This window comes from Mesorhizobium sp. 10J20-29 (assembly GCF_054130485.1).
Genome location: NZ_CP199156.1, coordinates 2,623,158 through 2,645,535, shown reverse-complemented (window position 1 = coordinate 2,645,535; position 22,378 = coordinate 2,623,158). Strand labels below are relative to the sequence as shown.

Annotated in this window: 25 protein-coding genes and 1 tRNA gene; 14 read left to right on the top strand and 12 right to left on the bottom strand. The window is 66.2% G+C overall.

Going from position 1 to position 22,378, the window contains the following annotated elements; translation table 11 throughout:
* Positions 1 to 131: 131 nt before the first annotated feature.
* Positions 132 to 1,211 (top strand): DNA topoisomerase IB, encoded by a 1,080-nt coding sequence (locus ACT2BZ_RS12685; RefSeq protein WP_457941295.1) that lies wholly within the window; start codon positions 132 to 134, stop codon positions 1,209 to 1,211.
* 1 nt (position 1,212) lies between these two features.
* On the opposite strand, the gene ACT2BZ_RS12680 is transcribed toward ACT2BZ_RS12685, so the two are convergent.
* Positions 1,213 to 1,659, bottom strand: a complete 447-nt coding sequence (locus tag ACT2BZ_RS12680) for an N-acetyltransferase family protein (RefSeq protein ID WP_457935511.1) — start codon at positions 1,657 to 1,659, stop codon at positions 1,213 to 1,215.
* 231 nt (positions 1,660 to 1,890) lie between these two features.
* Here ACT2BZ_RS12680 and ACT2BZ_RS12675 point away from each other — a divergent pair, with 231 nt between their 5' ends.
* From ACT2BZ_RS12675 to ACT2BZ_RS12655, 5 genes are read left to right on the top strand one after another with little or no spacing between them, the layout of a single operon-like run.
* Positions 1,891 to 2,769: an MBL fold metallo-hydrolase gene (locus ACT2BZ_RS12675; protein ID WP_457935510.1), complete on the top strand. Its 879-nt coding sequence runs from the start codon at positions 1,891 to 1,893 to the stop codon at positions 2,767 to 2,769.
* Positions 2,770 to 2,773: 4 nt separating this feature from the next.
* Positions 2,774 to 3,130: an ArsR/SmtB family transcription factor gene (locus tag ACT2BZ_RS12670; RefSeq protein WP_457935509.1), complete on the top strand. Its 357-nt coding sequence runs from the start codon at positions 2,774 to 2,776 to the stop codon at positions 3,128 to 3,130.
* Positions 3,127 to 3,549 carry a YeeE/YedE family protein gene (locus ACT2BZ_RS12665; protein ID WP_457935508.1) on the top strand — a complete coding sequence of 141 codons (423 nt, stop codon included), beginning with the start codon at positions 3,127 to 3,129 and terminating at the stop codon, positions 3,547 to 3,549. The genes ACT2BZ_RS12670 and ACT2BZ_RS12665 overlap by 4 nt, the downstream gene beginning before the upstream one ends.
* A gap of 10 nt (positions 3,550 to 3,559) precedes the next feature.
* Entirely contained in the window at positions 3,560 to 3,991 is a 432-nt protein-coding gene (locus tag ACT2BZ_RS12660; RefSeq protein WP_457935507.1) for a DUF6691 family protein, read from the top strand.
* 14 nt (positions 3,992 to 4,005) lie between these two features.
* Positions 4,006 to 5,733: a SulP family inorganic anion transporter gene (locus ACT2BZ_RS12655; protein WP_457935506.1), complete on the top strand. Its 1,728-nt coding sequence runs from the start codon at positions 4,006 to 4,008 to the stop codon at positions 5,731 to 5,733.
* Between the two features lie 29 nt (positions 5,734 to 5,762).
* Here the strand turns inward: ACT2BZ_RS12655 and ACT2BZ_RS12650 are convergent, their stop codons facing one another.
* Positions 5,763 to 6,149, bottom strand: a complete 387-nt coding sequence (locus ACT2BZ_RS12650) for a DUF302 domain-containing protein (RefSeq protein WP_457935505.1) — start codon at positions 6,147 to 6,149, stop codon at positions 5,763 to 5,765.
* Positions 6,150 to 6,190: 41 nt separating this feature from the next.
* Complete coding sequence (locus ACT2BZ_RS12645; protein ID WP_457935504.1) at positions 6,191 to 6,715, bottom strand: Spy/CpxP family protein refolding chaperone; 525 nt, start codon at positions 6,713 to 6,715, stop codon at positions 6,191 to 6,193.
* 178 nt (positions 6,716 to 6,893) lie between these two features.
* Between ACT2BZ_RS12645 and ACT2BZ_RS12640 the strand changes: the two genes are divergently transcribed.
* The 7 genes from ACT2BZ_RS12640 (at position 6,894) to ACT2BZ_RS12610 (ending at position 14,571) form a co-directional block, all read left to right on the top strand.
* Positions 6,894 to 9,404, top strand: a complete 2,511-nt coding sequence (locus tag ACT2BZ_RS12640; RefSeq protein WP_457935503.1) for a heavy metal translocating P-type ATPase — start codon at positions 6,894 to 6,896, stop codon at positions 9,402 to 9,404.
* Between the two features lie 13 nt (positions 9,405 to 9,417).
* Complete coding sequence (gene cueR, locus ACT2BZ_RS12635; protein WP_457935502.1) at positions 9,418 to 9,816, top strand: Cu(I)-responsive transcriptional regulator; 399 nt, start codon at positions 9,418 to 9,420, stop codon at positions 9,814 to 9,816.
* Positions 9,817 to 9,963: 147 nt separating this feature from the next.
* On the top strand, positions 9,964 to 11,106 hold the full coding sequence (locus ACT2BZ_RS12630) for an ABC transporter substrate-binding protein (protein ID WP_457935501.1): 1,143 nt from the start codon (positions 9,964 to 9,966) through the stop codon (positions 11,104 to 11,106).
* 136 nt (positions 11,107 to 11,242) lie between these two features.
* Positions 11,243 to 12,163, top strand: a complete 921-nt coding sequence (locus tag ACT2BZ_RS12625; RefSeq protein WP_457935500.1) for a branched-chain amino acid ABC transporter permease — start codon at positions 11,243 to 11,245, stop codon at positions 12,161 to 12,163.
* 2 nt (positions 12,164 to 12,165) lie between these two features.
* Positions 12,166 to 13,146, top strand: a complete 981-nt coding sequence (locus tag ACT2BZ_RS12620; RefSeq protein WP_457935499.1) for a branched-chain amino acid ABC transporter permease — start codon at positions 12,166 to 12,168, stop codon at positions 13,144 to 13,146.
* Positions 13,139 to 13,888: an ABC transporter ATP-binding protein gene (locus ACT2BZ_RS12615; RefSeq protein WP_457935498.1), complete on the top strand. Its 750-nt coding sequence runs from the start codon at positions 13,139 to 13,141 to the stop codon at positions 13,886 to 13,888. The genes ACT2BZ_RS12620 and ACT2BZ_RS12615 overlap by 8 nt, the downstream gene beginning before the upstream one ends.
* A complete protein-coding gene (locus tag ACT2BZ_RS12610; protein WP_457935497.1) occupies positions 13,885 to 14,571 on the top strand; it encodes an ABC transporter ATP-binding protein in 687 nt (228 codons plus the stop codon). The genes ACT2BZ_RS12615 and ACT2BZ_RS12610 overlap by 4 nt, the downstream gene beginning before the upstream one ends.
* Before the next feature lie 14 nt (positions 14,572 to 14,585).
* Here the strand turns inward: ACT2BZ_RS12610 and ccoS are convergent, their stop codons facing one another.
* The 9 genes from ccoS to ACT2BZ_RS12565 all read right to left on the bottom strand — a co-directional run bounded on the left by ccoS (position 14,586) and on the right by ACT2BZ_RS12565 (position 21,943).
* The gene (gene ccoS / locus ACT2BZ_RS12605) at positions 14,586 to 14,762 is read right to left on the bottom strand and encodes a cbb3-type cytochrome oxidase assembly protein CcoS (RefSeq protein WP_457941294.1); all 177 of its coding nucleotides are present in this window, start codon (positions 14,760 to 14,762) and stop codon (positions 14,586 to 14,588) included.
* Positions 14,763 to 14,764: 2 nt separating this feature from the next.
* Positions 14,765 to 17,038 (bottom strand): heavy metal translocating P-type ATPase, encoded by a 2,274-nt coding sequence (locus tag ACT2BZ_RS12600; RefSeq protein ID WP_457935496.1) that lies wholly within the window; start codon positions 17,036 to 17,038, stop codon positions 14,765 to 14,767.
* A gap of 40 nt (positions 17,039 to 17,078) precedes the next feature.
* Positions 17,079 to 17,858, bottom strand: coding sequence for a DUF2189 domain-containing protein (locus ACT2BZ_RS12595; protein ID WP_457941293.1), 780 nt, complete (start codon positions 17,856 to 17,858; stop codon positions 17,079 to 17,081).
* 41 nt (positions 17,859 to 17,899) lie between these two features.
* Positions 17,900 to 18,121, bottom strand: coding sequence for a hypothetical protein (locus ACT2BZ_RS12590; protein WP_457935495.1), 222 nt, complete (start codon positions 18,119 to 18,121; stop codon positions 17,900 to 17,902).
* The gene (gene ccoP / locus ACT2BZ_RS12585) at positions 18,118 to 18,996 is read right to left on the bottom strand and encodes a cytochrome-c oxidase, cbb3-type subunit III (protein ID WP_457935494.1); all 879 of its coding nucleotides are present in this window, start codon (positions 18,994 to 18,996) and stop codon (positions 18,118 to 18,120) included. Before ccoP ends, ACT2BZ_RS12590 begins: the two co-directional genes overlap by 4 nt.
* The gene (locus ACT2BZ_RS12580) at positions 18,987 to 19,157 is read right to left on the bottom strand and encodes a cbb3-type cytochrome c oxidase subunit 3 (protein ID WP_457935493.1); all 171 of its coding nucleotides are present in this window, start codon (positions 19,155 to 19,157) and stop codon (positions 18,987 to 18,989) included. Before ACT2BZ_RS12580 ends, ccoP begins: the two co-directional genes overlap by 10 nt.
* Positions 19,154 to 19,894 (bottom strand): cytochrome-c oxidase, cbb3-type subunit II, encoded by a 741-nt coding sequence (gene ccoO, locus ACT2BZ_RS12575; protein ID WP_457935492.1) that lies wholly within the window; start codon positions 19,892 to 19,894, stop codon positions 19,154 to 19,156. The genes ACT2BZ_RS12580 and ccoO overlap by 4 nt, the downstream gene beginning before the upstream one ends.
* 5 nt (positions 19,895 to 19,899) lie before the next feature.
* Positions 19,900 to 21,555 carry a cytochrome-c oxidase, cbb3-type subunit I gene (gene ccoN, locus ACT2BZ_RS12570; protein WP_457935491.1) on the bottom strand — a complete coding sequence of 552 codons (1,656 nt, stop codon included), beginning with the start codon at positions 21,553 to 21,555 and terminating at the stop codon, positions 19,900 to 19,902.
* A 313-nt stretch (positions 21,556 to 21,868) separates the two neighbouring features.
* A tRNA-Thr gene (locus tag ACT2BZ_RS12565) sits at positions 21,869 to 21,943 on the bottom strand.
* A gap of 157 nt (positions 21,944 to 22,100) precedes the next feature.
* Here ACT2BZ_RS12565 and ACT2BZ_RS12560 point away from each other — a divergent pair.
* Positions 22,101 to 22,286 carry a hypothetical protein gene (locus ACT2BZ_RS12560; protein ID WP_457935490.1) on the top strand — a complete coding sequence of 62 codons (186 nt, stop codon included), beginning with the start codon at positions 22,101 to 22,103 and terminating at the stop codon, positions 22,284 to 22,286.
* Positions 22,287 to 22,378 lie beyond the last annotated feature (92 nt).

Below are 22,378 nucleotides of genomic sequence, written 5' to 3'. Positions count from 1 at the left end.
AAGACTAACGCTGCGGCAGCTGCGGCGGGGACCTGATCCGGCCCTGACGGCGGACTGTCAGGATCGTGGGAACCTCCGACGGCCGGACCGGTTATTCCGGGCGTCACGGAGGTTCAAGCGACATGCGGATCATGACAGGCGGCTCGGCCACCGGCGGCGGTGGCGGCATAACGGAGGCTGCCGAATATGCCCGGCAGGCGGACCTGACCTATGTCAGCGACGCCGAGCCGGGTATCAGGCGTCGGCGGCGCGGCAAGGGCGTCGGCTACGAGCAGGCCGACGGCAGCCCGGTGCGCGATGCCGCAACGCTCGACCGCATCCGCATGCTGGCGATTCCGCCGGCCTGGACGGACGTCTGGATTTGCGCTGACGCCGACGGCCACCTGCAGGCGACCGGGCGCGACCAGCGCGGCCGCAAACAGTACCGCTACCATGAGCGCTGGTCGGCGAGCCGCGACGAGGTGAAGTATTCAAGCCTTGCCGAGTTCGCGCGCGCCCTGCCCGCCATCCGCGAACGGCTTGACCGGGACCTGCGCCGGCGAGAGTTGCCGCGCGAGCGCGTCGTAGCCTCGATCGTCTGGCTGCTCGACAACACGATGATCCGAGTCGGCAACGCCACCTATGCGCGCGACAACAAGAGCTTCGGACTGACGACGCTGCGCAACCGGCATGTCGTGGTCGAGGGCTCGCGGCTGCGCTTCGCCTTCAAGGGCAAGTCGGGCAAGGAATGGAACCTGAAGGTGACGGACCGGCGGATGGCCAAAATCATCCGCGGCATCCAGGAACTGCCGGGGCAGCACCTCTTCCAGTACGTCGACGAGGAAGGCGACCGCCGCGTGGTGCGCTCGCAGGACGTCAACACCTATATCCACGAGGCGGCCGGCAACGGCTTCAGTTCGAAGCACTTCCGCACCTGGGGCGGCACGGTAACCGCGGCGTCGCTGTTTGCCGGTACGGGATTGCCCGAGACCAAGCGGGAACGGGCGATGACGATGAACGCGGTGATCGACCAGGTGGCTGGCCATCTCGGCAACACACGCACCGTGTGCCGCAACTGCTACATCCACCCACGAGTGATGACGTCCTGGGAGGAGGGCCTACTGGCGGAGGAATTCGCGCAGGCGCGCCGCTCGCGGCGCAAGCCGGTGGAGGGCCTTGAGGAGGAAGAGCTGCTGGTACTGCGCTGGCTGGAGGCGCAGGATCGGACCTAGCCTATAGCATGTCGTATTCGATGAAGCCGGTGCGGCGGGCGATGCGGTCATAGAGCCTGCGGCCAACGGTATTGGTCTCGTGCGTCATCCAGTAAACATTCGAAACGCCGGCCCTGGCAGCCGACGCATGTACCGCCTCGATGAGCGCGCGGCCGACGCCGGTCCCCCTGACTTCCGGGGCGGCGAAGAGATCCTGCAGGTAGCAATTGTTGGCGATCGCCCAGCAGGAGCGGTGGTAGAGATAGTGCACGAGGCCGACCGGCTTGCCGTCGACGATGGCGAGCAACCCCTTCGGCTCGAACTCCCCCTTCTCGAACAGACGCTGCCAGGTGAAGCGGTAGACATCCTCCGATACCGTGGTCTCGTAAAATTCGAGATAGAGCGTCCACAGCCGGCGCCAATCGGCATTGTCTGACAACTCAAGCGGTCGGATCGTGATGTCGGCCATGCATCGTCTCCCTCGGTCTGACGCATTTGATAGCCCGGGGACGCGGCGAACGGAATGGGCAGGGCAGGGAATCCGACGCCCAGCGGGGAGCCCTGCCAACGACTTCGGTTTAACTATTGCATTTTTCTGCAAGGATAATAGGTCTTGCGACAAGGATGGCACGCCCGGCGGAACAGCCGCAGGCGGGCAGCGTTCCGCCGACAGCAACCAGCAAAGCCCGGAGGCCGATACATGCAACAACCACAGGTCAAAGGATTCTTCGACAAGCGCACCTTCTCCATCCAGTATGTGGTCGCTGATCCGGCAACGAAGAAGTGCGCCATCATCGACCCGGTGCTCGACTTCGACGAAAAGTCCGGCGCGACGGCCACGATCAACGCCGATGCCATCCTCGACTATGTGCGCGAGCAGGGTCTCGAAGTCGAATGGATCCTCGACACCCACCCGCATGCCGATCATTTTTCGGCCGCCCAGTACCTGAAGGAAAAGACCGGCGCGCCGAAGGCGATCGGCACCAAGGTGACCGAGGTGCAGAAGCTGTGGAAGGGTTTCTACAACTGGCCGGACTTCCCGGCCGACGGCTCGCAATGGGATCGCCTGTTCGCCGATGGCGAGACCTTCACGGTCGGCTCGCTTCCCGCCAAGGTGATGTTCTCGCCCGGCCATACGCTGGCCTCCATCACCTATGTGGTCGGCGACGCGGCCTTCGTGCACGACACGCTGTTCATGCCCGACAGCGGCACGGCGCGCGCCGACTTTCCGGGCGGCAGCGCCAAGCGCCTGTGGCAGTCGATCCAGGAAATCCTGGCGCTGCCGGACGAGACGCGCGTCTTCACCGGTCACGACTACCAGCCGGGCGGTCGCGAGCCGCAGTGGGAATCGACGGTCGGCGAGCAGAAGGCAACGAACTCGCATATGTCGAAGTGCAAGAGCGAGGCGGAATTCGTCGCCGTGCGCGAGGCGCGCGACAAGACCCTGCCGATGCCGAAGCTGATCCTGCACGCGCTGCAGATCAACATGAATGCCGGCGTGCTGCCCGAGCCCGAGGCGAACGGCAAGCGCTACCTGAAATTTCCGCTCGACCTGCTCTCCGGGGCATCGTGGGGGTGACGCCGTGAAGCTCGACCTCGCGCCCGAGACGCGCGACATGGTGGAAAGTGCGGGCGACGCGGCCACCTTCCTGAAGCGGCTGGCGCATCGCAGCCGGCTGATGATCGTCTGCGCGCTGGTCGATGGCGAGCGCTCGGTGCGCGACCTCGAGGACACGCTGGGCATTCGCCAGCCGGGACTCTCGCAACAGATCGCCGAACTTAGAGAGGCAGGGTTCATCGTCGGCCGCAAGGAATCGAAGTCGGTCTTCTACCGCCTCGCCGACGGCCGCGTGTCGGAATTCATCGGACTCATGCACCGCATGTTCTGCGAAGTGCCGCAGGACAGGAAATCCCCTCCAACGCAAAGAACATCGACATGACAGAATTCACGCCCGTGGCCTCGCTCGTCGGCGGCGCCCTTATCGGCCTGTCGGCCGTTCTGCTGATGCTTTGGCAGGGCCGCATTGCCGGCATCAGCCTGATCGCCAGCCGGCTGATGCCCTCCTACAGCGACCGCGCCTTCCTGTCGCGTTTCGGCTTCGTGCTCGGCTTGGTGGCCGCGCCGCTCGCCATGGCCGCCGTGACCGGCACGGACATCGTGCAGACCGTATCATCCAACATGGCCCTGATGGCCGTCGCGGGACTGCTGGTCGGCTTTGGTTCGGTCTACGGCAATGGCTGCACCAGCGGCCACGGCGTCTGCGGCCTCTCGCGGCTGTCGACGCGCTCCATCGTGGCGACCGCCACCTTCATGGCGACGGGCATCGTCACCGTGTTCATCGTCCGTCACGTGATCTGAGGAGCCAGGCATGACCTTCCTCGTCAATCTCGGCCTCGGCCTCCTGTTCGGCCTCGGCCTCGTCATCTCCGGCATGTCCGACCCGGCCAAGGTGCTGAACTTCCTCGACCTCGCCGGTTCCTGGGATGCCTCGCTCGCCTTTGTCATGGGCGGCGCAGTGGTCGTGACCTTCATCGGCTACAGGCTTGTGTTCAGACGCAATAGGCCGATCACCGGCGACAGCTTCCACATCCCGACCCGCAAGGACATCGACGGCCGCATCCTCACGGGGTCGGCGATTTTCGGCATCGGCTGGGGCCTCGGCGGCTTCTGCCCGGGGCCGGCTCTGACGGCGATCGGCCTTGCGGCACCCGGCACGCTGGTTTTCGTGCCGGCGATGTTCGCTGGCATGTGGATTGCCAGGACGCTCGCCGACAGGCCCGCCGTGCCGCAGCCAGCCTGACGAGAGGGAAGCCGATGCCGCGGACGGGTGCAGCCCGCTACCTGCCGATCCTCGACTGGGGCCGGCGCTACGACGGCGCGATGCTGTCGAGCGACCTGGTGGCGGCGGTGATCGTGACGGTCATGCTGATCCCGCAGTCGCTGGCCTATGCGATGCTGGCCGGCCTGCCCGCCGAGGTCGGTCTCTACGCCTCGGTGCTGCCGCTGATCGCCTACGGCATCTTCGGCACCAGCCGTACGCTGGCGGTCGGCCCGGTCGCCGTAGTGTCGCTGATGACCGCCTCGGCGATCGGCGAAATCGCCGCGCAGGGCACCGCGACCTATGTCGCGGCCGCGATGCTGCTGGCGCTGATGTCCGGCGTCATGCTGATCGCGATGGGCCTGTTCCGGCTCGGCTTCGTCGCCAATTTCCTCAGCCACCCGGTGATCTCCGGCTTCATCACCGCGTCGGGACTGCTGATTGCGGCAAGCCAGCTGAAATACGTACTCGGCATTCCGGCCGGCGGCGGCACGCTGACCGAAATCTTCGCCGGGCTGGCGGGGACCATCGGCCAGGCGAATGGCCCGACGCTGGCCGTCGGGCTCTCGGTGCTGGCCTTCCTCTATTTCGTGCGGCTTAGGCTGAAGCCGATTCTGGTCGGCGCCGGGCTCGCGCCCCGCCTCGCCGACTTTCTGACCAAGGCCGGCCCGGTTCTGGCGGTGGCCGGCACGATTTTCGCCACCTCGCTTTTCGACCTCGGCGAGCGCGGCGTCGCGCTGGTCGGCGCCATCCCGCCCGGCCTGCCGGTTCCGGCCGTTCCGGGGCTCGATCTTGAACTGATCCGGGCGCTCGCCGTCCCTGCCCTGCTGATCAGCCTGATCGGCTTCGTCGAATCGGTTTCGGTGGCGCAGACGCTTGCGGCCAAGCGGCGCCAGCGGATCATTCCCGACCAGGAACTGATCGGTCTCGGCGCCGCCAACATCGCCTCGGCGATCTCGTCGGGTTACCCGGTGACGGGCGGCTTCGCCCGATCGGTGGTGAATTTCGACGCCGGCGCGCAGACGCCTGCGGCCGGCATGTTCACCGCCGTCGGCATTGCCGGCGCGACGCTGTTCCTGACGCCGCTGCTGGCCGAGCTGCCGCGTGCCACGCTGGCAGCGACAATCATCGTCGCGGTGCTGTCGCTGGTCGATGTCGGCGCAATCCGCCGCGTCTGGACCTATTCGAAGATCGATTTCTCGGCGATGGCCGCGACCATTCTCGGCACACTGTTCCTAGGGGTCGAAACCGGCGTGGTGGCGGGTGTGGCTCTGTCGCTCCTGCTCCACCTCTACCGCAGCTCGCGGCCGCACATGGCGATCGTCGGCAACGTGCCGGGGACCGAGCATTTCCGCAACGTCGAGCGCCACAGCGTGGTAACCTGCCCGGAGATACTATCCATCCGGGTCGACGAGAGCCTCTACTTCGCCAACAGCCGCTACCTAGAGGACCGCATCGCTGAACTGACCGCCGACCGGCCGGAGCTGAAGCATCTGATCCTGATGTGCCCGGCGGTGAACGCCATCGACGCCAGCGCTTTGGAAAGCCTGGAGGAGATCAGCCACCGGCTGGGCGCGGCCGGGGTCACGCTGCACCTGTCGGAGGTGAAGGGTCCGGTGATGGACAGGCTGAAGCGCTCGCACTTCCTGCAAGATCTTTCCGGCGAAGTCTTTCTCAGCCAGTATCAGGCGGTGCAGAAGCTGAGCGGGCGGCCGCCAGCCTGAGCCGGCCAGCGAAACCGCCCTCCCCTTATTCAAAGATTGTGGATGACCGATTTCAGGCGGTCGCGCACTTCCGTAGCGACCGCGCCCAGCTTGGGGTTAGCGACCGCCTGCATCGAGGCGACGGGATCGACCGCCGAGACCTCGACGCGGTCCTTGTCGAGTTCCTGGACGACGACGTTGCAAGGCAGCATGGCGCCGATCTTGTCCTCATGCTGCAGCGCCTGGTAGGCGAATTCGGGGTTGCAGGCACCCAGGATGACATAGGGCCGGAAATCGACGTCAAGTTTCTTCTTAAGCGTGGCCTTTACGTCGATCGTGGTGAGGACGCCGAAGCCCTTGGCCGCAAGAGCGGCCGTGGCACGCTCGACGGCGTCGCTCATGGACGCGTTCAGCACCTTGGTAAAAGTATAGCTCATTCTGGCTCCTTTGGCGCGAGCCGACGGCCGCGAAGCGGCACCTAGAAGGCGCCGCAATCGTTTCCGATCAACTCGTCTGCGAGTTTCTTCTGATCGTCGCTTAACGCCGCATAGAGGCCTTCGGTTGCGGGCTTCATGGCCTTGAGGGATTCCAGCATGGCTTCCATGCCGGCGATACGGACATCCATGCGTTCGATGGCGGTGCCGGCGGTCATTGTTTCCATCATGCCCTCGTGCATGCCCTGCATGGTCTCGACACGATCCTTCACCGCAGTTGCGTAGGCATCCCAAGCCGCAGCCTGGGCATCGGTGATCTCAAGCTCGCTCTTGAGATAGGCGAGGCGACCGTCGACCATGGCGCCCATTCTCGGGTGGCGTCCCATCATGTGTCGGCCGCCCTGGTCGTCGCTCCAGCCGCGGCCCATCATGCCGCGCCCCATCATGCCCATCATGGGACAACCGCCGCCCATCATGCCCATGGGGCCGCGCATGGACTGCGAGTGGGCGGGAAGACTTGCCAGGGCCATGGCGCAAGCAAGAGCAGCGGAAACGATAAGACGGGTCATAGGAGTAATCTCCTTTTCCAGTGACAGACGGGCATTATGGTCCAACCGGCCGTCATGCGCGTTGATCTCAATCAACCACTCCCGAGCGACTATCCTGCGACACGGCAAACAGGCCTTGACCTTCCAGTGACTGGAAAGTGTAGGCAGTGATCCTACATATCGTTCAGAGGATATTCCGATGACCAGCCAAGACCACCACCATACCCATTCCGCGGGCTGCTGCACGAGCGGCGCCAGCGCCGCCGGCAAGGCAGAAGACGTGGTGCGCGACCCGGTCTGCGGCATGACCGTCGACCCTACCGCCGGCAAGCCGAGCGCCGAGCATGACGGGCACGTATTTCACTTCTGCAGCGAGTCCTGCCGGACGAAATTCACCAAGGATCCGGAAGCCTATCTGACCGCGACCGACCCGGTCTGCGGCATGAAGGTCAACCGCGCGACCGCAAAGCATTTTGCCCGCCACGCGGGGCATGGCACCTATTTCTGCTCGGCCGGCTGCAAGGCCAAATTCGAGGCCGATCCAGAGAAATATGCCGACGGCCCGCCTGCCCCCGAGCCGATGCCAGCGGGCACGCAATATACCTGCCCGATGCATCCGGAAGTCGTGCGCGACGGACCCGGCTCCTGCCCGAAATGCGGCATGGCGCTGGAGCCGATGGGCGTGCCGACCGGTGACGAGGGACCGAACCCGGAACTCGTCGACTTCACGCGGCGGCTGTGGGTCAGCGGGCTGCTGTCGGTTCCGCTGCTGCTGATCACCATGGGGCCGATGATCGGCCTGCCCTTCCGCGCCTGGATCGGCGAGCCGACAGCGACGTGGATCGAACTGGCACTGGCGACGCCGGTGGTGCTGTGGGCTGCTATTCCCTTCTTCCACCGCGGCTACGAATCGATCGTCAACCGCAGCCCGAACATGTGGACGCTGATCTCGATCGGCGTCGGCACGGCCTATCTGTACAGCGTCGTGGCGACGCTGTTTCCGGATATCTTCCCGCACCAGTTCCGCGGTCATGGCGACACGGTGCCGGTCTATTTCGAGGCCTCGGCGGTGATCGTGGCGCTGATCTTCGTCGGCCAGGTGCTGGAACTGAAGGCGCGCGAGCGAACCGGCTCGGCCATCCGCGCGCTTCTCGACCTGGCGCCGAAGACGGCGCGGCGTATCGGCGAGGATGGATCCGAGACCGACGTGCCTCTGGAGCACGTGCAGACGGGCGACCGGCTGCGGGTGCGGCCGGGCGAGAGCATTCCGGTCGACGGCAGCGTGACGGAAGGCCGTTCGGCGGTCGACGAGTCCATGCTGTCGGGCGAAGCGGTGCCGGTCGAGAAGACCGCGGGCGACACGGTGACCGGCGGCACGCTGAACAAGAACGGCTCGCTGGTGATCACCGCAGAAAAAGTCGGGGCCGACACGGTGCTGTCGCGCATCGTCGAGATGGTGGCCAAGGCGCAGCGCAGCCGCGCGCCGATCCAGGGCCTGGCCGACCGGGTGTCGTCCTATTTCGTGCCGGCGGTGGTGCTTGTCGCGATCATCGCCTTCTTTGCCTGGTGGGCGTTCGGGCCGCAGCCGAGCCTCGTCTTCGGCATCGTGTCGGCGGTGTCGGTGCTGATCATCGCCTGCCCCTGTGCGCTCGGGCTGGCGACGCCGATGTCGATCATGACGGCGACAGGGCGCGGCGCACAGGCCGGCGTGCTGATCAAGGATGCCGAGGCATTAGAGCGCTTTTCGACAGTCGACACGCTCATCGTCGACAAGACCGGCACGTTGACCAAGGGCCGGCCGGTGCTGACCGACGTGGTGGCGGCGGACGGCTTCGACGAGGCGCAGGCGTTGTCGCTGGCGGCAAGCCTCGAGACGGGCTCCGAGCATCCGCTGGCCGAGGCGATCGTCGACGGCGCCAAGGAGCGCGGCGCGAGCGTCGAGAAGGCGGAGGATTTCGACTCCGTCACCGGCAAGGGCGTCGCGGGCAAGGTTGGCGGTGCGAACGTTGCGCTCGGCAACCGCGCCATGATGGACGGCCTGGAGGTGGATGTCGGCGCGCTGACCGAACGGGCCGACGCTCTGCGCTCGGAAGGCAAGACGGCGATGTTCATCTCGGTCGACGGCAAGGCTGCCGGGCTGGTGGCCGTTGCAGACCCGATCAAGGAGACGACCGCCGCGGCGATCCGCGCACTGCACGAGAGCGGGCTGCGCATCATCATGGCGACCGGCGACAACGAGCGCACGGCGAAGGCGGTGGCCGCCAGTCTCGGCATCGACGAGGTGCGCGCCGACATGCTGCCGGAGAAGAAGAAGCAACTGGTCGACGAACTGCATGCGGCCGGCGCGAAGGTGGCGATGGCGGGCGACGGCGTCAACGACGCGCCGGCGCTGGCCGCTGCCGATGTCGGCATCGCCATGGGCACTGGCGCGGACGTGGCGGTGGAGAGCGCCGGCATCACGCTGCTCAAGGGCGATCTCAACGGCATCGTGAGGGCGCGCACGCTGGCGCAGGCGACGATCCGCAACATCAAGCAGAACCTGTTTTTCGCGTTCGTCTACAATGCCGTCGGCGTGCCGGTGGCGGCGGGCGTGCTCTACCCGGTGTTCGGCACGCTGCTGTCGCCGATGATCGCGGCGGCGGCGATGAGCCTGTCCTCGGTGTCGGTGATCGGCAACGCGCTGAGACTGCGGACGCTGGACCTGAAGTGAGACGGAGGAAGCGATGAACATCGGCACCGCATCGGAACGCTCCGGCCTGCCACCGAAGACGATCCGCTACTACGAGGACATCGGCCTGATGAAGGCCGGCCGCGCCGAAAACGGCTACCGCGACTACTCGACCGAAGACGTACACCGGCTGCGCTTCCTGCAGCGCTCGCGCGGCCTCGGCTTCTCGGTCGAGGAATGCCGGCAATTGCTGTCGCTCTACGACGACAAGGAGCGGGAAAGTGCCGAGGTGAAGGCGATTGCCGAGGCAAAGCTGGCGGAAATCGACCGCAAGCTGGCCGAGCTGGCGGGCCTGCGCGACACGCTGCAGCACCTGGTGCGCCATTGCCATGGCGACGAGCGGCCGGAATGCCCGATCATGGACGGGCTTTCCGGCGACCACGCGGCAGCCTGAGGGGCGAGCGGCGAGCATGCGGATGGAGCAGGCCGGCCCGCCAGTCGTGCGCTGGCCAACAAAATTACTTCATCCTTAAAATATAGGGTTTGCAACAGCTCCCGTTTTGGGCACTTTGAGCACCTGAAACCAATGGGAGAGACCAGTATGAAACCTCTTTTTGCAGCTGCCGCGCTCGCTCTCGGGCTTAGCGTGTCAGGCCTGGCCTTCGCCGAACCGGTCAAGGTCGGCATGATCACAACGCTTTCGGGCGGCGGCGCCGGACTTGGCACCGACGTGCGCGACGGTTTCATGCTGTCGCTGAAAATGTCTGGCAACAAGGACATTGAGGTCATTACCGAAGACGACGCGATGAAGCCGGAAATCGCCGTGCAGATCGCCGACAAGATGATCCAGAGCGACAAGGTCGACGTGCTGACCGGCATCATCTGGTCGAATCTCGCCATGGCCGTGGTGCCGAGCGTGGTGGCGCAGGGCAAGTTCTACCTGTCGCCCAATGCCGGCCCCTCGCCGCTCGCCGGCGAGAAGTGCGACAAGAACTATTTCAACGTCGCCTACCAGAACGACAATTTCCATGAAGCTGCCGGCAACTATGCGGAGAAGCAGGGCATCAAGAAGATGTTCATCATGGCGCCGAACTACCCGGCCGGCACGGATTCTCTGAACGGCTTCAAGCGCTTCTACAAGGGTGAGCTGGTCGGCGAGGTCTATACCAAGCTCGGTCAGACCGACTACGCCGCCGAGATCGCGCAGATCCGCGCCTCGGGCGCCGACTCGGTGTTCTTCTTCCTGCCGGGCGGCATGGGCATCGCCTTCATGAAGCAGTACGCGCAGTCGGGCGTCGAGATCCCGGTCATGGGACCCGGCTTCTCCTTCTCCCAGGACGTGCTCGGCGCCATGGGCGACGCCGCACTCGGCGCCAAGAACACGGCTTCATGGTCGCCGGACCTCAACAATCCGAAGAACAAGGAGTTCGTCGCGGCCTTCAAGGCCGAGTACAACCGCCTGCCCTCGATCTACGCGGCGCAGGGTTTCGACACGGCGAGCCTGATCGCTTCGGCCGCGGCCAAGGCCGACGTCAAGGACGCCGACGCCTTCCGCGCAGCGCTCGAGGCCGCCGAGTTCGATTCGGTGCGCGGCAAGTTCGCCTTCAATACCAACCATCACCCGATCCAGGACTTCTTCGTCCGCGAGGTGATCAAGGATGCCGACGGCGTGATGACCAACAAGATCGCGGCGACCAGCTTCGTCGATCACGAAGACGCCTACGCCAAAGACTGCAAGATGTAGCAGTCGAAAGGAGGCAAATGCTGCCGGACGTCGGGAGGCGGCCTCGTCGGGCCGCCTCCGGGGCGACCACCAATCCGTCAATCCAGGCAAAGACCTGGACCACTGTTCCCCAGTGATCGGACGACTGTAATCCCACGTGCAAACCGCCCTCTTCATCGAGCAACTGCTCAACGGAATACAGTTCGGCGTGATGCTGTTTTTGATGGCGGCCGGGCTGACGCTGATCTTCGGCGTCATGGGGCTGATCAACCTGGCACACGGCTCGCTCTACATGGTCGGCGCCTTCGCCTGCGCAAGCGTCGCGACGGCGACCGGCTCGTTCTGGCTCGGCCTGGTGGCCAGCCTCGCCGCCGCCGCGGCGGCCGGCGCCATCGTCGAGGTGACGGTGATCCGGCGGCTCTACGAGCGCGACCATCTCGACCAGGTGCTGGCGACCTTCGCGCTGATCCTGATCTTCTCGGAAGGCACGCGCTGGCTGTTCGGCTCCTTCCCGCTCTATCTCAACATTCCGTCGCAGCTGCAGGGGGCGGTGGCGCTACCGGGCGGCGTGCACTACCCGCTCTACCGGCTGGCGATCATCGGCGTCGGGCTCGGCGTGGCGCTCGGCCTCTATCTCTTGATCGGCAGGACGCGGCTCGGCATGCGGATCCGGGCCGGCGAATCCGACCGCGAGATGATCGGCGCTCTCGGCGTCGACATCTCGACGCTCTACACGGTGGTCTTCGCGCTCGGCGCGGCCCTGGCGGGGCTCGCCGGCGCCATGGTGGGCGCACTGCAGTCGGTCGAGGTCGGCATGGGCGAGCCGGTGCTGATCCTCGCCTTCGTCGTCATCGTCATCGGCGGCATCGGCTCGATCAAGGGCGCCTTCGTCGGCGCCCTGCTGGTCGGCGTCACCGACACGATGGGGCGCTTCCTGCTGCCCGGGATGCTGGCGGCGGTGATCGGCCCGGCCAAGGCGTCGGGCATCGGCGCGGCACTGGCCTCGATGCTGATCTACATCGTCATGGCGCTGATCCTCGCCTTCCGGCCCAAGGGCCTGTTCGCGGCACAGGGCTGAGCATGACGCGCGAAACGGTCCTCAACGCCTTCCTCGCCATCCTGCTTCTGGCCCTGCCCTTCGCGGCGAATGCGGCCGGCGAGCCCTTCTACGTGACGCTCGCCACCCGCATGGCGGTGCTGGCGCTCGCCGCCGCCGGGCTCAACCTGGCGCTCGGCTTCGGCGGGCTGGTATCTTTCGGACACGCCGCCTTCTTCGGCATCGGCGGCTATGCGGCGGGCATTCTCGCCGCGCACGCCTTCAACGCCGAACCGCTGATGACCTGGCCTTTCGAGATCGGCGGCAGCGACCAGATGCCCGTCATCTGGCTGGTGGCGGCGCTTGCCTGCGGGCTCGTGGCGCTGCCGATCGGCGCCATCAGCCTGAGGACCAGCGGCGTCTACTTCATCATGATCACGCTGGCCTTCGCGCAGATGATCTACTATTTCGCCATCTCCTGGCCCTCCTATGGCGGGCAGGACGGCCTGTCGATCACGCTACGCAACGGCTTTCCCGGCCTCAACACCATGGCGCCGACGAGCTTCTTCCTGGTCTGCTACGGGTTGCTGATGGCGGCGCTGCTGCTGACCTGGCGGCTGCGCGATTCTCGCTTCGGCGCAGCGCTGCAGGCGGCACGCCAGAACGAGGCGCGGGTTGCGGCCGTCGGCATCGATCCGCTCAGGATCAGGCTCGCCGCCTTCGTCATTTCGGCGATGATCACCGGCATCGCCGGCGCGCTGTTTGCCGACCTCACCCGCTTCGTCAGCCCGTCGATGCTGTCCTGGCAGATGTCGGGCGAACTGATCGTGCTGATCATCCTCGGCGGCACCGGGCGGCTGTTCGGGCCGGTGGCAGGCGCCATCCTCTTCGTCATGCTGGAATTCGTGCTCGGCGGGATGACCGACCGCTGGCAGTTCTTCCTCGGGCTGATCCTGCTCGGCGTCGTGCTGTTTGCGCGCGGCGGCGTGGTCGGGCTGATCGCCGGGAGGCCGCGGCATGGCTGAACCGGTGCTCGACATCAGCCATCTGTCGAAGAGCTTCGGCGCGCTGAAGGCGACCGACGACGTCAGCCTCGACCTCAGGCCCGGCGAAATCCACGCGCTGATCGGGCCGAACGGCGCCGGCAAGACGACGCTGATGCAGCAGATTTCCGGCATATTGAAGCCGTCGGCCGGCACGATCCGCTTCCTCGGCGAGGATATTGGCGGGCTGGGCGTCGCCGAGCGGGCGCGGCGCGGGCTCGGCCGGACCTTCCAGATCTCATCGCTGACGCCGGAATTCTCGGCGCTGCGCAACGTCATGCTGGCGGTGCAGGCAAGGCAGGGGTCGAGCTTCCGCTTCTTCGGCAACGTGATGCAGGACGACAGACTGACCGGGCCGGCGATGCAGGCCCTGGAGCGCACGGGTCTGGCCGGGCGCGCCGGCGTCACGGCGGCCGAACTGTCGCATGGCGAGCGGCGGCAGCTCGAGATCGCCATTGCGCTGGCGCTGGGCTCCAAGGCGTTCCTGCTCGACGAGCCTATGGCCGGCATGGACCCGGAGGGCGCCAAGGCGCTGACCGGCTTTCTCGACGGGCTGCGCGCCGAGGCGCCGATCCTGCTCGTCGAGCACGACATGGACGCGGTGTTCGCGCTGGCCGACCGGGTGACGGTGCTGGTCTACGGGCGCGTCATCGCCAGCGGCAGCGTCGCCGACATCCGCAGCGACGCGGCAGTACGCGCCGCCTATCTCGGAGAGCCGCAATGACGCTGCTCAGGGTCGCCGGCATCGAAACCTTCTACGGCGCCAGCCAGGCGCTGTTCGGCGTCGACCTCGACGTCGCCGAGGGCGAGGTGGTGGCGTTGATGGGCCGCAACGGCATGGGCAAGACGACGACGATACGCTCGATCTGCGGGCTGAACCGGCCGCGCAGTGGCGCCATCGAGTTCGGCGGCACAGCAATCGCGCGCAAGCAGGCCTTTCGGATCGCGCGATTGGGCATCGGGCTGGTGCCGGAGGGACGACGCTGCTTTCCGAACCTGACGGTGCGCGAAAATCTCGTCGCGGCGGCGCGGCCGGGCAAGTGGACCATCGACGGCGTGACCGGCCTGTTCCCCCGGCTCGGCGAGCGGCTCGGGCAATATGCCAGCACGCTGTCGGGCGGCGAGCAGCAGATGCTGGCGATCGGCCGCGCGCTGATGACCAATCCGCGGCTGGTCATCCTCGACGAGGCGACCGAAGGACTGGCACCAGTGATCCGGCAGGACATCTGGACGGCGATCCGCAAGCTGAAGGCCGAGGGCCAGTCGATCCTGGTGGTCGACAAGACGATGGCGGAGCTGCTGCCGGTGGCCGACCGCTGCGTGGTGCTGGAAAAGGGCCGTACGGTCTGGACCGGGCGGCCACAGGAACTGACCGAGGACCTGCAGGACCGCTATCTCGGGGTCTGACGCGCAGGCACGCCCTACTCGCGGGGGCTGGGAGCATGCTCGATCGGCCGGTCATCATCCTCAAGCAGGATACGCTGCGCAGCACCCTCGAGATCGTCATACTGACCGGCGCGCAGGCTCCACAGGAAGGCCGCCAGCCCGGCAAGGCCTAGCAGCAGGGCGATCGGCACCAGAATGGCGAGATAGCTCATCGTCATGCGCCCACCGCCTCGCCACCATGGCCGGCGTCGAACAGCGCGCGCCAGCTTGGCTTCCTCGCATCAGGCCGGCCGAGCCGCATGGCATTGGCGACAACCACAACCGAGGAGAGCGACATGGCGACCGCCGCCAGCAGGGGCGTGACCTGGCCGCTGACGGCAATCGGGACCGCGATAACGTTGTAGCCGATCGCCAGAGCGAAATTCTCGCGCACCAGCGTGTTGGCGTTGCGGGCGATCTGCAGCGAATCGGACACCGCCGACAGGCTCTCGTTCATGAAGACGAAACCCGCCGCCGTGCGGCCGATGTCGGCAGCACTTGCCGGCGCCATCGAGATGTCGGCAGCGGCAAGGGCCGGCGCGTCGTTCAGCCCGTCGCCGACCATCAGGACCCTGTGCCCCTCGCACCGCAGCGCCTCGATGCGGGCGACCTTCTCGGCAGGCAGGAGGGCGGATCCGAAGCGCTCGACGCCGAGGCGGGAGGCAAGCGCGGCAACCGCCGCCTCGCGGTCGCCCGACAGGATTTCGACTTCCACACCCTGGCGTTGCAGGCCGGCCACCGTCGCGGCCGCACCCGGGCGAATGGTGCTCTCCAGCTTGAAGCGGGCAAGCTCGACGCCGTCGCGGGCAAGCAGCACCATCGAATAGGGCTCGTCGCCGGCGGCATCGGCGGTCTTGCCAAGCGCCCAGTCGGGCCGGCCCAGGCGATACACAGTATCGCCGGCGTACGCCTCGAGGCCGTTGCCCGGCTGTTCGCCGAGCCGGTCGAAGACAATCGGGGCGGCGATGTCCTTGCGCGCCTCGGCAGCAATCGCCGCCGAGAGCGGATGGCGCGAGCCGGCGGCCATGCTTGCCGCGATGCCGAGAGCGGCAGGATCAATGTCAGCGACGTTGACGATGCGCGGGCTGCCCAGCGTCAGCGTGCCGGTCTTGTCGAAGAGGACCGTGTCGATCCCGGCCAGACGCTCGAGCGCAGAGCCATCCTTGACTAGGATGCCGCGCTCGAACAGGCGGCGCGCGGCGACGACCTGGACGATCGGCACGGCCAAGCCCAGCGCGCAGGGGCAGGTGATGATGAGGACGGCAATCGCAACGGTGATCGAGGCATGCCAGTCGAGGGTGACGAAGAACCAGCCGAGCAGCGTGGCGAGTGCAACCAGATGAACGACAGGCGAATAGAGCGCCGCGGCGCGGTCGGCGATGCGGCGATAACCGGCCTGGCCGCCCTCGGCCGCCTCCATCATGCGCACCATCTCGGCGAGGAAGGAATCCTCCGCGCGCGCCGTGGTGCGCATGGTCAGCGCGCCGGTCAGGTTCATCAGGCCGGACTGCACGCGCGTGCCGGCGCGCGCGACTTCGGGCGCCGCCTCGCCCGAGACCAGCGAGCGGTCGAGATCGGAAACACCACCGGTAACAATGCCATCGAGCGGGATGCGGTCACCGGCGGCGATCAGCAGCGCCGTGCCCGGCTCGATCTCGGCGAGCGGCAGGTAGCGGCGGGCGCCGTCCGGTTCGACGACGGTAGCGCCGCGCGGCGTCAGCCGGGCGAGGCCCGCGACTGCTGAACGCGCCTTCTCGCGCATCAGGTGGTCGAGGGTGCGGCCGATCAGCAGGAAGAACAGCAGCGTGGTGGCGGCGTCGAAATAGGCATGCGTGCCGTCATTCAGAGTGTCGTAGAGGCTAAGGCCGAAGGCAAGCAGCACGCCGACCGAGATCGGCACGTCCATGTTGGTGCGGCCGTGACGAAGCGCCGACCATGCGGAGAGGAAGAAGATGCGGCCGGAATAGACGATGGCCGGGACGGCAAGCACGGCCGAGATCAGGTGAAAGGCCTGGCGAGTGCCGCCGGAAGCGCCCGCCCAGACCGAGACGGACAGGAGCATGATGTTCATGGCGCAGAAGCCGGCAACGGCTAGCGCCTTGACGAGGCGGGAATATTCCGGATCGCCCGCCGACGTCTCGACCGCGAAGGGATGGGCGGCATAGCCCGCGGTCCTGAGCGCGCCGATCAGGTCGGGCGCAGCGCCGGCGCTCCACTTCACGCTGGCGCGCTTCATCGACAGGTTGACGCGGGCATGCTCGACGCCGGGCAGCGCCTGGAGGCTCTTTTCGACCACGGCGATGCAGGCGGCGCAGTGGACGCCGGGCACCGAGAGGTCGGTCTGGAAGGTGCCGTCGCCGAGATCGCGGCTGGCAAGGTGCAGTTCCTCGGCCGGGCTCGAAGCCTCGGCCTGGAGCGATGCCTCGATGCCGGGCGCGCAGCAACTCATGGCGGTCAGGCCGGGCGGGCGTGGCCGGGCAGCGGGCGCATCACCTGATCGCCCGGTAGGCATGCCATGTCGCGTGTCCGACCAGCGGGAAGATCACGATCAGCCCGACCATCGCCGTGGCGAGGCCGATGGCGGTCAGAACCAGCACGATGGCACCCCAGGCAATCAGCACCGGGCGGTTGTTCCATACCAGCGAGATCGAGGTGCCGATGGCGGTGAAGGCGTCGGTCTTCTCGGCAAGCAGCATCGGAACGGAAAAGGCGCTGATGGCGAAGGAGAAAGCGGCGAAGACGCCGCCGACCACCGTGCCCGTGACGAGCATCGACCAGCCGAGCGGAGTGCCGAAGAGGATCGGCACGATGTTGTCGAGCCCGGTGAAGGGGCGCAGGCCGAAGAACAGCGCGTAGATGATGACGGCGGCACGCATCCACAGCAGGGCGAGGCCGAGCATGATGACGCCGATGAACATGATCTGCGGGCCGGAGGCCGGGCGCACGAAAAGCATGCGCGCCAGCGTTACCTTCTCGCCGGCTTCGAGCAGTCGGCTCTTCTGGTAGAGGCCGACGGCAACCAGCGGCCCGACGACCATGAAGGCGGCGATGGCCGGGAACAGGATGTAGTCGAGGTCGAGATAGAACAGCCCCGAAACGATACCGATCGAGACCAGGAAGACGGCGAGCCCGTAGGCGAGGCTGAGCCCCGCCTGGGTGGTGAGGTCGCGTGCGCCGGCAGCGAGCCAGCCGAAGGCGGCGCTGACCGGCAGGCCGCGATTGCGCGATCCAACAACGGGTACGTTTGTGACCGTGCCTGCCTTGCCCATGCTGATGATCCCTTCCTGTCCTGCCACTTCGTCTCGCTCTCTCAGCACGCCGGCTTTGCGGCACCGTAGGTGCCGGCCGCGTTCTCGCCCGAAGCCCTGCTGTAGGGTACGCAATCGGGCTGCGAGGTCACCGCAACATAGAGAAAATGTGCATTGGCGGCGACCAATAGCGCCACGCCCGCAATCACCAGCCCGATCGCCAGCGCCCTGCCGCGGTGCGGCGTGCGCTCGACAGCCACTGCATGCTGCGGCAGCGCTGTCACTGTGTCTCTCCCGAGAGACCGAGCACGTAGAGCGTCAGGATCTTGCGCTGGGTCGGTGTCAGGCGCTGCTCCCAACTCGGCATCAGCCCCTGGTGCCCGGAGTAGACGGTCGAGGTTATCGACTGGCGGTCGCCGCCATAGATCCAGGACGCATCGGTGAGGTTTGGCGCGCCAAGGTCGCGATTGCCTTTGGCGTCCTCGCCATGGCAAGCGGCGCAATTGCCGGCAAACACCTCGGCGCCACGCGCTAGAGCTTCCTCGTCATGAGCGGCCGCGACAGACGGCCCCAGCGACTCCACATATCCGACCACGTCATCTATCTGGTCGCGGGCGAGAATGCCGTCGCGACCGAAGGACAGCATCTGCGAAACGCGGGTTTCCTCATGCGGCGCGTTGATGCCGACACGCAGCGTCTCGGCGATCACCTCCGGCTCGCCGCCCCACAGCCAGGCGCCCGCCGTCAGGTCGGGAAAGCCCTTGCCGCCGGTGCCGCCGGTGCCGTGACAGACGGCGCAATTGTCGCCGAACAGCGTGGCGCCGGCCTCGTGCACGATCTTCATCAGTTCCGGGTCGGCTTGGATGGCGGCATAGTCCATGCCGTCGATCCGGCTCGTCCAGGCGGACTGCTCGGCACCCGCCTCGGCGAGCTGGCTCTGCACCACCGCCTTCTGGTCGAAGCCGAGAATGCCCTTGGTGTAGGTCCAGCCGAGCGGCCAGGCCGGCATCAGCACCCAGTAGACAATCGAAAACAGGATGGTGACGAAGAGGAAGAAGAACACGATGCGCGGCACCGGCGTATAGAGCTCAGTGATGCCGTTCCATTCGTGACCCGTCGTCAGCTGACCGGTTACGGGGTCGCGATCGCCTACATCCATGGCTTGTCGTCCTCGTCGAGAATGCTCTTCTTGGCGTCCTGGAAACGCTTCTTGTTGGACGGCCAGAACGTGTAGATCAGGACCCCGACGGCCAGCGCCATCAGGTAGAACAGGCCCCAGCTCTTGGCGAAGCCGACCAGGGTTTGGTGATCTAGGCTCACTTGGCGGCCTCCCCGGCCATTGCCGACTGCTTGTAGGCGGCGTCCGTGAGATGGCCGAGAATCTGCAGATAGGCGACGAGCGCATCCATCTCGGTGACGCGGGTAGCGTCGGCGTCAAAGGAGCGGATCTGCGTCGCCTCGCCGTAACGCTCGGCCACCCCCGTCGCGAATTCGCTGTCCGGCGCGGTCTGGCCGTAGGCGTCGTTGGTGGCGTTGGCGATCATCTCGTCGGTATAGGGAACGCCGACCCGGCGCTGGGCGAGGAGGTGGTCTCCGAGGTCGTCGGTGCGCAGCGTGTTGCGGTTCAGCCAGCCGTATTTCGGCATCACCGATTCCACGACAACGTCACGCGGGTTGGTCAGATGGGCGACATGCCAGGCGTCGGAATATTTGCCGCCGATACGGGCGAGATCCGGGCCGGTGCGCTTTGACCCCCACAGCATCGGATGGTCGTATTTCGACTCGACGGCCAGCGAATAGGGACCGTAGCGCTCGACCTCGTCGCGCAAGGTACGGATCATCTGGCTGTGGCAGGCGTAGCAGCCTTCGCGGATGTAGATGTTGCGGCCGGCCAGTTCCAGCGGCGTGTAGACGCGCATGTCGGGCACGTCCTCGACCGTCTCGTCGATGGTGAAGAGCGGCGCGATCTCGACGAAGCCGCCAATGCTGGCGACCACGACGATGGCCAGGACGAAGCCGATGGCATTGCGCTCGAGCTTGCGGTGAAATTCTGCCATCTGCCTTACTCCGCCGGCTCTGCCGAAATCGCCGCACCCGCGCGGTGCGGCATGTCCTCGCCGACTTCTTCCACGGCCCTGGAATGGCCGGTGATCGTCATCAAGACATTGTAGGTTCCAATGATCGCGCCAAGCAGGAACAGCAGGCCGCCAAAGGCGCGCGCGATGTAATAGGGATGCATGGCCACCATCGATTCGATGAAGGAGTAGGTCAGCGTCCCGCTTTCATTGTAGGTGCGCCACATCAGGCCCTGGATGATGCCCGAGTTCCACATCGCGAAGACGTAGATGACGGTGCCGGACAGGGCGAGCCAGAAATGCCACTCGACGAGCCTTGCCGAGTACATGGCCTGGCGCCGCCACAGCCATGGCACGACCGCATAGATCGAGCCGAAGGTGATGAGCGCGACCCAGCCGAGCGCACCGGCATGGACATGGCCGATCGTCCAGTCGGTGTAGTGCGACAGCGAGTTGACCGGGCGGATAGCCAGGAACGAACCCTCGAAGGTGGTGAGGCCGTAGAACACGGCCGCCGCCATCATGAAGCGCAGCGTGGCGTCGTCGCGCACCTTGTGCCAGGCGCCGTTGAGGGTGGCCAGCGCGTTGCCGGCCGAGGCCCAGGATGGCACCAGCAGGACCAGCGAGAAGGTCATGCCGAGCGTCTGCACCCATTGCGGCAGTGCCGTGTAGTGCAGGTGGTGCGAGCCTGCCCACATGTACATGAAGGTGATGCCCCAGAAGCTGATGATCGACAGCCGGTAGGAGAAGATCGGCCGGCCGGCGCGCTTCGGGAGGTAATAGTACATCATGCCCAGGAAGCCGGCGGTCAGGAAGAAGGCGACGGCGTTGTGGCCGTACCACCATTGCGTCATTGCATCCTGCACGCCGGAGAAGGCCGAATAGCTCTTGGCGTGGCCGAGCGAGACCGGAACGGCAAGGTTGTTGACGATGTGCAGCATCGCCACGACCAGGATGAAGGCCAGGTAATACCAGTTGGCGACGTAGATGTGCGGCTCCTTGCGGCGCGCAAGGGTGCGTATGTAGAGGACGAAGTAGGCAATCCAGACGATGGTCAGCCAGATATCGGCGTACCATTCGGGCTCGGCATATTCCTTCGACTGGGTGACTCCCATGAAGTAGCCGGCGGCCGCCACGACGCAGAAGAGATTGTAGCCGATGAGCACGAACCAGGGGCTGAACTGGCCGGGCAGGCGCGCGCGCGAGGTGCGCTGCATGACGTGATAGGAGGTGGCGATCAGCGCATTGCCGCCGAAGCCGAAGATGACGGCGCTGGTGTGGGCAGGCCGCAGGCGGCCGAAGCTCGCCCAGGCAGCATCGATGGTCAGGTCGGGCCAGGCCAGCAGGGCCGCGACCCAGACGCCGAGCGCCATGCCGATGACCGCCCAGAACATGGACAGCACGATGCCGACCTTGCTGGGGTCGTCGTAGTAGTCCTTCAGCCGCTCGGGCGAGGGTTCGGGCGCATTGAACTGCGCCAGAATGACAAAAACCAGGGCAGCCGAGAAGAGGATGACGATGATGCCGTGGACGCCCAGCGGGTCGGCCCGGCCGGCCACCGCCATGGCGAGGCCGGCAAGCGCCAATGCCAGGAGAACAATCACCGAAAGCTGGCGTTCGCCTTTCGTAAGCTGCGCTACCATGTCGCCGTTCCCCGAAATTCCATGTCACGATCCCCAGACTGCAATGCGGACGCCGCAGCCTGTGCAGCTGCGCGCCCGATGCCCGTCTCGAGACGGGCATGCCCTCCCGGCGTGTCTCGCACAAGAGCGAACGGCGCGAATTGATCTGGCGCAAATTTGACGCGGATGGGGCGTGGGGGCGGAAAGGCGTGAACCTGCTGGCCCCAGATCTGCGTTCGACGGGCACAAGCCAGTGTCGGCAACGTCAGGGATCGGTCCGACCGCACAATCAATGTGCCTGCAGGATGCAGGAATAGTGAGATCTGAGGGAAAATGGTGCTGCGAGAGAGGATTGAACTCTCGACCTCTCCCTTACCAAGGGAGTGCTCTACCACTGAGCTACCGCAGCCTGCCGACGCGGCGGACTTCTGCCACAAGGATGGGGCCAGCGCAAGGCATGTAATGCCGCCATTGCGCGAGGCTGGACCTGCTGCCACGACAGGGCCACAATGGCCCGCATGTTTTGCTGGCGGCCAAGCTGCCGCGGCGGGTCGGGACGGATGGACATGACTTCAAAGGATGGCGCGACGGCAAAGCCGAAGCAGCCGGACCGCAAGGCCCGGCTCGCCGAGGAACTGCGCGCCAACCTGCTGCGCCGCAAGGCGCAGGCCCGGGCCCGGCGCGACGGCGACGCCGACGAGCGGCCGGAGGGCCTGGGGTCTGCCGACGGCAACCCGCCAGACAAGGGGTGAATGGAGCGACCCTATAGGTACAATCCAGGCGAGGACCGGCAAGGGAGGTCAACTTTCGTCGCGGTCGGAGCAGCGGAGGCAAGCTGTTCCTT